At 62.6% G+C, this 11,894-nt stretch carries 10 protein-coding genes; 6 read left to right on the top strand and 4 right to left on the bottom strand.

Annotated elements, in window-relative coordinates; all coding sequences use genetic code 11:
• Positions 1-18: 18 nt before the first annotated feature.
• The 3 genes from QQK95_RS00845 (at position 19) to QQK95_RS33450 (ending at position 2,054) form a co-directional block, all read left to right on the top strand.
• On the top strand, positions 19-867 hold the full coding sequence (locus QQK95_RS00845) for a LysR substrate-binding domain-containing protein (protein WP_284267805.1): 849 nt from the start codon (positions 19-21) through the stop codon (positions 865-867).
• A 173-nt stretch (positions 868-1,040) separates the two neighbouring features.
• Positions 1,041-1,715 carry a GntR family transcriptional regulator gene (locus QQK95_RS00850; protein WP_284267807.1) on the top strand — a complete coding sequence of 225 codons (675 nt, stop codon included), beginning with the start codon at positions 1,041-1,043 and terminating at the stop codon, positions 1,713-1,715.
• A gap of 75 nt (positions 1,716-1,790) precedes the next feature.
• The gene (locus QQK95_RS33450; protein WP_409371643.1) at positions 1,791-2,054 is read left to right on the top strand and encodes a hypothetical protein; all 264 of its coding nucleotides are present in this window, start codon (positions 1,791-1,793) and stop codon (positions 2,052-2,054) included.
• Here the strand turns inward: QQK95_RS33450 and QQK95_RS00860 are convergent.
• Positions 1,938-2,378: an Lrp/AsnC family transcriptional regulator gene (locus tag QQK95_RS00860; RefSeq protein ID WP_031261243.1), complete on the bottom strand. Its 441-nt coding sequence runs from the start codon at positions 2,376-2,378 to the stop codon at positions 1,938-1,940. The two genes, QQK95_RS33450 and QQK95_RS00860, sit on opposite strands and share 117 nt — an antisense overlap.
• 135 nt (positions 2,379-2,513) lie before the next feature.
• Here QQK95_RS00860 and rocF point away from each other — a divergent pair, with 135 nt between their 5' ends.
• Complete coding sequence (rocF, locus tag QQK95_RS00865; RefSeq protein WP_284267814.1) at positions 2,514-3,446, top strand: arginase; 933 nt, start codon at positions 2,514-2,516, stop codon at positions 3,444-3,446.
• A 2-nt stretch (positions 3,447-3,448) separates the two neighbouring features.
• Positions 3,449-4,504, top strand: a complete 1,056-nt coding sequence (locus tag QQK95_RS00870) for an ornithine cyclodeaminase (protein WP_284267816.1) — start codon at positions 3,449-3,451, stop codon at positions 4,502-4,504.
• A 103-nt stretch (positions 4,505-4,607) separates the two neighbouring features.
• On the opposite strand, the gene glmS is transcribed toward QQK95_RS00870, so the two are convergent.
• Positions 4,608-6,431 (bottom strand): glutamine--fructose-6-phosphate transaminase (isomerizing), encoded by a 1,824-nt coding sequence (glmS, locus tag QQK95_RS00875; protein ID WP_284267818.1) that lies wholly within the window; start codon positions 6,429-6,431, stop codon positions 4,608-4,610.
• Between the two features lie 656 nt (positions 6,432-7,087).
• Between glmS and QQK95_RS00880 the strand changes: the two genes are divergently transcribed.
• Positions 7,088-8,542 carry a coiled-coil domain-containing protein gene (locus tag QQK95_RS00880; RefSeq protein WP_284267820.1) on the top strand — a complete coding sequence of 485 codons (1,455 nt, stop codon included), beginning with the start codon at positions 7,088-7,090 and terminating at the stop codon, positions 8,540-8,542.
• A gap of 51 nt (positions 8,543-8,593) precedes the next feature.
• Here QQK95_RS00880 and QQK95_RS00885 read toward each other — a convergent pair whose 3' ends face one another.
• Together QQK95_RS00885 and QQK95_RS00890 are read right to left on the bottom strand one after the other, a co-directional pair.
• On the bottom strand, positions 8,594-9,937 hold the full coding sequence (locus QQK95_RS00885; protein ID WP_322791202.1) for an HlyD family type I secretion periplasmic adaptor subunit: 1,344 nt from the start codon (positions 9,935-9,937) through the stop codon (positions 8,594-8,596).
• Positions 9,938-9,963: 26 nt separating this feature from the next.
• Positions 9,964-11,676, bottom strand: coding sequence for a type I secretion system permease/ATPase (locus QQK95_RS00890; protein WP_284267824.1), 1,713 nt, complete (start codon positions 11,674-11,676; stop codon positions 9,964-9,966).
• Between the last annotated feature and the right edge of the window lie 218 nt (positions 11,677-11,894).

The raw sequence follows: 11,894 nt of genomic DNA on the forward strand, positions 1-11,894 counted from the left end.
TCATGATTTGGGATATCAATGCTCGATCTGGTCCAACTTCGCAGCTTCGTCGCCGTCCAACAGATGGGAAGCTTTACCTTCGCGGCCGAGAGGCTGGGGCTTGGGCAATCCACCGTCAGCCAGCACATCGGCAAGCTTGAGGTCGCGCTTGGCAGGCGGTTGCTGGCCCGCGATACGCACAAGGTGGTGCTGACGCCAGACGGCGAAGCCCTGCTCGGCCATGCCCGGACCCTGTTGTCGATAGAGAGACAGGTGCAGGCGCTTTTCACCGCGCAGAGGCTGCGGGGCACCTTGAGGCTCGGCGTATCCGAGGACCTGGTGACGAGCCGGCTGCCGCTGGTGCTGGAGGATTTCGTCCGGTCTCACCCATCCGTTGATCTTGAACTGACCGTCGCGTTGAGCGGCGTGCTCTACCAGATGCAGGACAATGGCGAGCTCGATCTCGTTCTGGCAAAGCGCCGGTTGGGCGACAGCCGTGGCCGGCTCGTCTATCGCGAGCCGCTTGTCTGGCTCGCCCGCGATCCGGAACACGTCCTGTCGCTCGCGGCTTTGCCGTTGATTGCCTTCCCCGCGCCAAGCGTCACGCGCGGCATTGCGCTGGAAGCACTCGAACGGCACCGCATGCCGTGGCGCATCGTCTGCACATGCGGCAGCCTGAGCGGACTGACGGCCGCCGCCCGCGCCGGCATGGGGGTTCTGGTGCAACCGCAAAGCATGTCGCCCTCGGGTTTGAAAGAGATCTCGTCAGGGCGCCTGCCGCCGTTGGACGATGTGGAATTCGTCCTGATCCCCAGCAAGGGCGCTGACAGGGCCCTCGTCTCGGCGCTGTCGGAAGATATTCTGACCAAGGTGAGAGGCCTGCGCTGACCCATTGCGTTGGGGTGCCGGCGGCGAAATTGACGTTGGACGGAGCCTTCGCGCCTGGAAACGTCTTGCTGATGCCTCTTAGCCGTTGGGGAAACCTAGGCCCCTTGTCCCTGGTGCATTGTATTGACATTCTAATATTGATCATCTCAGGCGAACGAAGATACGGATTTGCCATGGACCTGGATCCTTCGACGCTCAATCGGGCGCTGCCGCTGCGCGATCAAATCTATCACAAGATCCGCAATCTGATTGTCGTCGGCCAGTTGAAGCCGGGTGAAGTCATCAACGAGGTGGCGATCGCCGAGGCCCTCGGCGTTTCGCGCACCCCGGTACGGGAAGCGGTCAAACGCATCAGCGACGAAGGCCTGGTGACAATCCTGGCGCAGACTGGCACCTATGTCGCGCCGATCAGCCGTGCCGATCTTGAAGAAGCCTATGTCATCCGCCGGGCGCTGGAGATGGAAAGTGCCAGGCGCGCCGCCGCCAAGCTCACGCCGGCATCCGCCGAACTGCTGGAGGACAATATGGCGGCGCACAAGCTCGCCATAGCACGCGGCCGGTATGCCACCGCGATTCAGCTCGACGACGTCTTTCATCGCACCATTGCCGAGATCTGCGGCCTGCCGATGATCTGGCGGGCCGTCGACATCTCCAAGGCACAGATGGACCGCGGCCGCTATCTCGCCATTCCCAAGCCCGGCTATGGCGAACAGACGATCGAACAGCACCAGGCCATTCTCGACGCGCTGAAGCGACACGACGCCGAGGGCGCCGCGCAGGCAATGGAGAACCATCTCGAGACGTCGTTACGCAACACTCTCGAAGTCGCCGCCGAGCTGCTCGGCTGACGCACGCCATCGATCGCAACGGATACGATCAACACACGCGCAGAATGGGACTGGGTATCGCCTGAAGCGGAGGCGATCGCGGAATACAAGCGCGTCCACGCGGAGGTCTCGCCGGAGGTGCTTGCCGTCATCAGGCTCGCCAACATCCGCAACTATACCGGCCCTGACGCGTTCAGGCACTCCTGCTCGTCCTCGGCCGCCGGAACTTCATTGAACGCGTGCTTACGTCAGTCGTGCTCGCGTCGTGCGCGGCGTGGCCAGCAGCAGGCTCGTTTCGCTGCCCGTTATGCCGGCAATCAATCGGATGCGCCGCAGCACGGCATCGAAATCGGTCAGTGATGCCGTCCCGAGCTCGACCACCAGGTCCCACCGGCCATTGGTGGTATGGATGGTCGAGACTTCCGGGAAGCCGCCCAGTGCCCGGACCACCCGGTCGGCGGCATGGCCCTCGATCTCGATAAGCATGATGCCGCGGATGCGCTGATCGACGGCGTCGGCGCGCAGCACCACCGTATAGCCGATGATGTCGCCCGACCGTTCCAGCCGCTCCATGCGTGCCCGAACCGTGGCGCGCGAGACGCCGAGATCGACGGCGAGGTCCGATACGCTGCGCCGGGCGTCATGCCGCAGCAAGGTCACGAGCCGTTCGTCCAATGCATCCATCACGATTACCATTTTGATAAATTCTGCCACCATTATGATAGGTTATGCTTCGCGGATTGCCAATTCTGCCTGTTCATATTGCCGGCTCGCCGTGATCTCCTGTCACCCATTCGAACTTTGGCCGCGGGAAAGACAATGCGTTGCAAGATCGTCGGGGCGCCGGTGCAGGACGGCGCGGGCAGAATGGGCTGCGAAATGGGACCGAGTGCGCTGAGGACGGCCGGGCTTGCCCAGGTGCTGTCCAGCCTCGGCCACACTGTCGAGGACATGGGCGCCGTCCAGCCAATGCCGGCGAGGCGCGTCGTGCATGGCAATCTGGCGCTGAAGGCCTTACCCGAAATATCGGCCTGGACATCCGCCATCGCAGCGGCCGCCTATGCGGCGAGCGAGGATGCCATGCCGATCTTTCTGGGCGGCGACCATTCGATCTCTGCCGGCACCGTGTCGGGCCTCGCCCGCCGCGCCGCCGAGACCGGGCGCCCGCTGTTCGTGCTGTGGCTCGACGCGCATCCGGACTTCCACACGCTGGACACCACCGCCAGCGGCAATCTGCACGGCGTTCCGCTTGCCTACGCCAGCGGCCAGCCAGGTTTCAGCGGCTATTTTCCGGATCTGCCAGCGGCGGTCGACCCCAAGCGTATCTGCACCATGGGCCTGCGCAGTGTCGACCCGGCCGAGCGCAGCGCGCTCAACCAGGCGGGCGTGACCGTGCACGACATGCGCGCCATTGATGAACATGGCATCGCGCCGCTGCTGCGCGCCTTCCTGGCACGCGTGTCTGATGAAGACGGGCTGCTGCATGTCAGTCTCGACGTCGACTTTCTCGACCCGTCGATCGCGCCGGCTGTCGGCACCACGGTTCCCGGCGGGGCGACGTTCCGCGAGGCGCATCTGGTGATGGAGATGCTGTCCGACAGCGGGCTCGTCTCCAGTCTCGATCTGGTCGAGTTGAATCCTTTTCTGGACGAGCGCGGCCGGACCGCGACGCTTATGGTCGATCTGACGGCGAGCCTGATGGGCCGCCGCATCATGGATCGCCCGACCCGCAGCCATTCCGGGAGCTTTTGATCATGACCACGGCAAAGTTGAACATCGTCCCCTTCGTCAGCGTCGACCGCATGATGAAGCTGGTCATCACCATCGGTGTCGAACGCTTCCTGACAGAGCTCGCCAGCTACATCGAGGAAGATTTTCGGCGCTGGGAGCTTTTCGACAAGACGCCTCGTATTGCCTCGCACAGCCATGACGGCGTCATCGAGCTGATGCCGACAAGCGACGGGCGGCTCTATGGCTTCAAATATGTCAACGGCCATCCCAAGAACATGCGCCAGGGCTTGCAGACGGTCACTGCCTTCGGGGTGCTTGCCGATGTCGGCAGCGGCTATCCGATGCTGCTCACCGAAATGACCATCCTGACCGCGCTGCGCACCGCCGCGACGTCCGCTGTCGCGGCTAAATATCTGGCGCCGCGCGGGGCGCGCACCATGGCCATCATCGGCAATGGCGCGCAGTCGGAATTCCAGGCGATCGCCTTCAAGGCGCTGACCGGCGTCGACCGGCTCAGGCTCTATGACATCGACCGGTCCGCCTCGCTGAAATGCGCCAAGAACCTGGCTGGCATGGGATTTGACATCACCATCTGCGAAACCGGGCAGGAGGCGGTCGAAGGGGCCGGGATCATCACGACCGTCACCGCCGACAAGCAATGCGCCACCATCCTCACCGACAACATGGTCGGCGCCGGCGTCCACATCAACGCCGTCGGCGGCGATTGCCCCGGCAAGACCGAACTGCACAGGGACATCCTGCTGCGCTCCGACATTTTCGTCGAGTTCCCGCCGCAGACACGCATCGAGGGCGAGATCCAGCAATTGGATGCTGACCATCCGGTGACCGAGCTCTGGCAAGTGATCGCCGCCAAGACGCCAGGCCGCCGGGACCCCAAGCAGATCACGCTGTTCGATTCCGTCGGCTTCGCCATCGAGGACTTTTCGGCGCTGCGCTATGTGCGCGACCAGTTGCAGGCAACGGGCCTCTACGAGGAGCTCGATCTGCTGGCCGATCCCGACGAGCCGCGCGACCTCTATGGCATGCTGCTGAGAGCGGCCATGCAGACCGCGGCCTAACAAGAACCGATGAGATGCCGTAAGCGATCCCACAGGCATTGATAGTGATTGCGGACCTTGTCGATCGTCTCTCCGACGAGAGAAAGGGCCATCGACGTTGCCGTCACTCCACCGTGACCGATTTTGCCAGATTGCGCGGCTGGTCGACATCGGTGCCCATGAACACGGCGGCGAAATAGGCCAGCATCTGGATCGGCAGCGCGTAGATGATCGGCGAGATGATTTCCGGCACGTCGGGCAGGATGATCGTCTCCATCGTCTTCACGCTCACCTGCGCCGCCCCTTTGCTGTCGGTGATCAGGATGATCTTGCCGCCGCGCGCCGCCACTTCCTGCATGTTCGACACGGTCTTCTCGAAAATGCGGTCATGCGGCGCAATCACGATGACCGGCATGTTCTCGTCGATCAGCGCGATCGGCCCGTGCTTCAACTCGCCCGCCGCATAGCCCTCGGCGTGGATATAGGAGATTTCCTTGAGTTTCAGCGCGCCTTCCATGGCCAGCGGGAAATTGGTGTCGCGGCCGAGATAGAGCACGTCCTTGTAGCGTGACAGCTCGCGCGCGATCCGCTCGATCTGCTCCTCCAGCTTGAGCACCTGATTGGCATAGCGCGGCGCTTCCGAAAGCGCCCGCACCAGGGTCTTTTCCTGCTCCTTCGAGATCGTGCCGCGCGCCACGCCGGCACGCACCGCAAGCGAGGCCAGCACCGAGAGCTGGCAAGTGAAAGCCTTGGTCGAGGCGACGCCGATCTCGGGGCCGGCGAGTGTCGGCAGCACGACGTCGGATTCGCGCGCCATGGTCGATTCCCGCACATTGACGACGGCGCCGATCTTCATGCCGGCCTTGCGGCAGTAGCGCAGCGAGGCCAGCGTGTCGGCGGTCTCGCCCGATTGCGAGATGAAGAAGGCGGCATCGTTGGCCGACAGCGGCATTTCGCGGTAGCGGAACTCCGAGGCGACATCGATGTCGACCGGCAGCCGCGCATAGCGCTCGAACCAGTATTTGCCGATCAGGCCGGCGAGATAGGCGGTGCCGCAAGCCGAGATCGCCAGCCGGCCGATCTTGGCGAAGTCGAACGGCAGGTCGAGCGGCTTCGAGACGCCGGAGACGAAATCGACGTAATGCGCCAGCGTGTGCGAAATCACCTCGGGCTGTTCATGGATTTCCTTTTCCATGAAATGGCGGCGGTTGCCCTTGTCGACCATGAAGGAGGTCGACAGCGACTGCTGGCGCTTGCGCTCGACTTGTCTGCCGTCGATGTCGAAGATGGCGACGCTGTCGCGGCGCACCACCGCCCAGTCGCCGTCCTCGAGATAGGTGATCGAATTGGTGAACGGCGCCAGCGCGATGGCGTCCGAACCCAGGAACATCTCGCCATCGCCATGGCCGACGGCCAGCGGCGGGCCGTTGCGGGCGCCGACGATCAGGTCTTCGTCGCCCTTGAACATGATGGCCAGCGCAAAGGCGCCTTCCAGCCGCTTCAGCGCCGCATGCGCCGCCTCGACCGGCTTCAGCCCCTTGGCGAGTTCGCGTGCTACCAGATGCGCCACCACCTCGGTGTCGGTCTGCGAGGAGAAGGAATAGCCGTCGCGGACCAACTCGTCGCGCAGCTCGGCGAAGTTCTCGATGATGCCGTTGTGGACGATGGCGACGCCGTCGGAAAAATGCGGATGCGCGTTGGTCTCGTTGGGCACGCCATGGGTGGCCCAGCGCGTGTGGCCGATGCCGATCGTGCCGTCGAGCGGCTCCTCCTTGAGCCGGCGTTCGAGGTTGATCAGCTTGCCTTCGGCGCGGCGGCGGGCAAGCTTGCCATGTTCGATGGTGGCCACGCCGGCCGAGTCATAGCCGCGATATTCAAGCCGCTTCAGCGCATCGACGATGAGCGGCGCAACCTGCGAATGGCCGACGATTCCAACGATGCCGCACATGACTTTGCCCCCCTGACTTGCAGAATTCCGGCCCTATTGCCGTAGATGCCACGATACCCCTCCTCGATTACGGGCTGATCGTTCATTTGAAGGGGCCCAAGGCCTTAATCGCGACCAGGAACCGTCTTGCTTGCGAAGTGGTCCATGGGGCGCGAGTCCGGGTGGCGGAGTTTGCGTCGTTGGCCGCGTGAAGCCGCCCGACGAACAGTTCGTTCGAATGATGCGCTTCCATTGGCCCGGGCGCATGTTGAGGCAGCCGGCAAACCAAAACACACCCAACAGCCGGTTAGGCCCGGCCGCCTGATGCCCCCCTACAAGAGGCTGTCGGGCCGCTTGATCTGTCTGGGGCTTGCACGCGAAAGCGCTCCTGACTGCTCGCGTGCCGGCAAGCGAGCGGCGCTGGGTCCACGCAGCAAAAGACGTCAAGATGAACACGAGAAGGACCATCCGACGCAAAAGCCATCCTGGCATGGGTCACAAGGTGGGTAGAGGTGATCGGCGACCGCCAAACCGACGACTCGTTGCCGTTAAAGCACTGAATCGCCAGCGCCTGGCATCGTTTGATTGCACGAAGACGCCGAACTGATCTCTCGATACAGAAGGAAGCTCAGTCCGCGCCTTTTTGGGTCCAGGCATGCGGAAAGGGGATGCAGGGCATGAAGTTCCGGGATCTGATCAGACGTGCCGACAACACTGTAGAGAAGTCATTCGAGGATCTCGAAGCTGACTTGGCGGATGCCGTCGACGAGTGCCTTGGTCTGGAAGACCTGTCAGCGTTGGCAATGGACGATGCCGCGGACGAGCCGCCCACACCAGACGACAACAGCGAACAGGACGACGGCGCGCAAACCGAGGATGATGCTGGCACCGACGACGCCCGCACTCCTGAACCCGTGCGACGACTGACCTCTCATACGCAGAGCCGGATGGCTGCCTTGGGTTCCTTTGACGGGCTGTTTCGCGATGCGAAGCTCCATTTCGAGGAGATCAACGCGAAGCTGTCCGAGATCGCAAGCACACATCAGCTGACCTTTGAATTCTTTCACATCCTTCATGCCGACATTCTGCGCGCCAACGAACTGGAGCTGGCCAATCTAAACCTGACGGCGGAGCAAAAGAGCCTGTCGGACAAGCTCAATGATCTGTCCCGAAGGCAGCATGAGCGTGAAGGCATGGTGGAGGCCTTGCAGCAGCGCGAGGCAAGCCTGGTTCAGGACGGCGAGGCGCTTCGTAGCGCATTGGCCGCGGCAAGGCTGGAACTCGTGGAGGCCGCGAACACCAATGCAAAAAACGAAGCGGAATTCGGAGACCTCACAAACACGCTTGCCGCCGCTACCGTCGAGGCCGACAGACGCGCGCGCGAGAACAAGCTGCTGCGTGAAAAGAATGTCAGCCTGTCGATCGACCTGGAAAAGGCGCTGAAACGGGAGGACGAGGCGCGCAACAGGCTGGACGCCTTCTCCACGATCCATGCCAACGAAGCCGCGCGAAATTCCGAAATGCTTGGCGCGCTCGGCAAGAGCGAAAAGGAAGCGACACGGCTCCACACCGCGCTCGAGGCCACCCAGGCGAAACTGTCGGAATTGACGGAAACCGCCAGGATCATGGCGGCGGACAAGGCTGCCGAGCTCGAACGCAGCCGTGCCGAAATTCGAGGACTGCGTTCCGAAATTCAGAACCTCCACTCGCGACTGGAGCTCGCGTCGAACGCAAACAGCGAGGCCACGGCCGAGATCGCCAGGCTCAAGCTTCAATGGAGCGACGCCGTGGCGGAAAAACAGGTGGCCGACGAAAGGTTGGCGGCCCTCACCAAGGAGGCCGAGACCGACAAGCTCAACCTTTCGAAGATAACCGCCAATTTCTCACAGCTTTCGCTGCAGCAGGCCTCCGATCAGATACAGCTCGATATCCGCCGGCAGGAATGCGAAGACCTGCGAGCCGAAATTGCATCGGTCAACGCCCGGATCAGGGAATTGCTGCCCTATGAGAGGCTCCATGGCACCACGAACGCCTTGCCGCACAAGAATGATGTGGCCAAGGTACCGGTGACGGCGGAGCGAACCGCGCGTACGGCCCGCCGCGTTCGTCGGAGGGCGCTCACCGCGTCGTAGAGGGAAGAGCCACCTGGTCGTATTTGCGGCTCGCTTCCACCGTTGGTCACCTCATTGGCGGAAAGCCCTGGACATCTGATCCGTGAGGGGCTTCAGCAGATAAGACCAGACGCTGCGTTCGTCGGTGCTTATGTGAACCTCCGCCGGCATGCCGGGTTTGAGCACCTTGGCATCGGTCAGGCAGGCCGCCTTGTTCTCGACATTGATACGCGCCGAGAAATACGAAAGCTGTTTTTGTTGATCCTTGATCAGATCCGCCGAGATGCGCTTGACCGATCCCTGGCAAGCAGGAGTGGTGCCGGCATCGAAGGCCGGAAACCGGATCGAGACGTGCTGGCCCGGACGAACGTCATCTATGCGCGACGGGGGAATCAGCGCGTCGACGACGAGGTTGTCGGTGTCGGGGACAATCATCATGATCACCTCCCCCGGAGCGATTACACCGCCGATTGTGTGGATAGCCGATTCCTGCACCGTTCCCGATTGCGGAGCGCGGATGTTGGTTTTGGTCAGTTCGTCCTGCGCCACGACCTTGCGCTCGCTGAGTTCGGTCTCCTTGGCTTCCGTTTCACGAAGTTCGCTCGTGACTTCGCTGCGCCTTTGCTCATCAAGCTGAAGAATTTGCAATTCGGTCTCGCTGACCTTGGCCTGTGCCTCGGCGACCGCCGCCGCGAGGCGTCCTGATTCTCCGTGCGCTCGGGTGGCATCCAGTCTGATGTTGCTCAGTCGCTCCTTGGACACCAACTTCTTCGTAAAAAGCGCCTGGACATCGCCAAGATCGCCGTCCAGCAGGACCACGGACTGGTCTTCCGCGGCCTGCTGTGCCTTGAGGCCATCGATCTGGCGTTCGAGCTGCTTCGAGCGGCTCTGCAATTGCGCCTTCTGCCCCGTCAACGCCGTTGCGCGGCTTTCGAACAGGGTGCGCTCCCCTCTCACCAGTGCAGCCAGTTCCGGGTCGCCCATCCGCGCCTGAAGGCTGGACGGAAGCTGCATTTCCGGCAGGCCCTGCCGCTCGGCCTCCAGCCTTGCAAGCCGCACGGTTGCACGATCAAGATCCTGACTGATTATCTGCAGGTTGGCTCGCGTCAGTGTGTCGTCAAGCCTGGCTACCACATCGCCAGCCCTCACATGATCCCCATCTTGCGCGAAGATGCCGCCGATCGTGCCGCCGGTCAGATGCTGGACCTTCTTTATGTTGCTCTCGACCACCACGGTGGCGGGCGCTATCACCGCGCCGGCGATCCTGGTCAAACCGAGCCAAAGCCCGCCGCCGACAATCAACATGGCCGTGACCGCCGCGCCCAGGATCAGGTTGGACCTGATATCGTCCCGCGCCTCGGCCGAATTCGCCTCGGCCCTTCGGCTCCTATCGTCGATCGGAGCATATGAAACCATTGTGACGTCAGACACGATTCAACACCTTACGCATGACCGCTCACCCCTTTCTGCATCGAAACAACCGACGCCGGCCGTTCGGCAGGCGAAGGGAAGGGCCGGATGACATTGGCCAGGACCTCCTCGCGCGAGCCGAAGGAGTGAAGCATCCCATTCGACATGACGAGTACCTTGTCGATATTGGTGAGGGCAGAAGGACGGTGCGCAACAATGATGACGATGCCTCCACGCCGGCGCACCCCCAGGATCGCGCCGGCCAGCGCCGCATCGCCATCGACGTCAAGGTTTGAATTCGGCTCGTCGAGGACGACCAGGAACGGGTCGCCATAAAGTGCCCTGGCAAGCCCGACGAGCTGCCTCTGTCCGGCCGACAAGGCTGCCCCTCCCTCGCCTACGCGTGTTTGAAACCCATTCGGCAGCCGCATGATCATCTTGTCGACGCCGGCGGCCCTGGCAGCTGCCAGCACACCTTTGGCGTCGTCCTTGCCGCCAAATCGCGAAATGTTGTCGGCAACCGTTCCGTCAAACAGTTCGACGTCCTGCGGCAGGTAGCCGATATGGGCACCAAGCTCTTCCGGGCTCCATTGGTCGAGCGAGGCTTCGTCCAGCCTGACCATTCCGCGCGCGGGCTGCCACACTCCCACCAGAGCGCGCACAAGTGTCGTTTTCCCAGAACCGCTCGGGCCGACAATGGCCATTCCCGCGCCCCCGGACAGGCTAAAGCTGACATTGGCCACGGTCGGTTTTTGCTGGCCCGGCGGCGCTATTGTCAGGTCCTCGACCGCAAGCACCGCCTGCGGGCGCGGCAACTCCATGGGCTCTTCATCTCCCCCGACAACAGCCAGCGCCGTTGCCAGTTGGGAATAGCTTTGCCGGAAAGCCGCGAAGCCTCGCCAGTTCGCGAGCGCAGCGTCAACCGGAGCCAATGAGCGGCCCAGCAGTATCGAGGATGCTATGATCACACCAGGCGACGCTTCCCCGCCGATCACGAGATAGGCGCCCAGTCCCAGAACAGAGGACTGCAAGGCCATCCGCAGCGCCCTCGAGAGCGCGCCGGTGGCGCCGACAATGTCGGACAGCCGTTCCTGGTGCGTGAGATAGGCGTGATTGATCTCGCTCCAGCGGTGGGCAAGCCGTCCGGAAAGGCCCATCGCGCGCACAACCTCCGCGTTGCGGCGGCCGGAATCGGCAAGATTGCGTTGCGACACCAGTGTCTCGGACGCGCGCGCCGCGGATGCCCGACCAAGGACTTCCGCGATCACCGTGAGCAGCACGACAACAATCGCACCGCCTGTCGCCAGCAGGCCGAGCGCAGGATGCAGAAGATAGATGATCAGCAGATAAAACGGTATCCACGGCGCGTCGAAGATGACGGTCGGCCCCAGTCCTGACAGGAAGCCGCGGATCTGATCCAGATCACGCAGCGGCTGTATCCGGTTCGCATCCTGCCCGCCGATGAGCGGTAGGGACAGCGAGAGGCCGAACACCCTTTGCTGCAGATTCTTATGGAGACGATTGCCTATTCGAACCAGGAGACGGAGCCGCACGAAATCCAGCAATCCGTAGACCGCGTAAAGGCCCAGCATTCCGATCGTAAATCCGACAAGTGTCGGAACGCTCTGCGAAGGCAGAACGCGGTCGTAGATCTGCAGCATATAGACGGAGCCGGTCAGGGCGAGAAGGTTTATGACCGCCGAGAAGACGCCGACGCCTACCAGCCCGGGTACGGCGCCAAGCATGGCGCCACGCAGATCGGGTGAACGTATCCCTCCGGAGCTCATCGCTTGCGACCTCCGGTGAGAAATCGTTGCGCAAGCTCACTGGCCCCGTTGGCCACGGACAAATTTTTGGTTTTCAGGAGCGTATCCCTCTTTGCCTTCTAATATTACGCCCCACTAACGTACGTGCCCTTCGGTCAAAATGTAGCAAAATCGTGGCGCCAGCCCCAGAAACCCGG

Source organism: Mesorhizobium huakuii, assembly GCF_030160235.1.
Lineage (GTDB): Bacteria > Pseudomonadota > Alphaproteobacteria > Rhizobiales > Rhizobiaceae > Mesorhizobium > Mesorhizobium huakuii.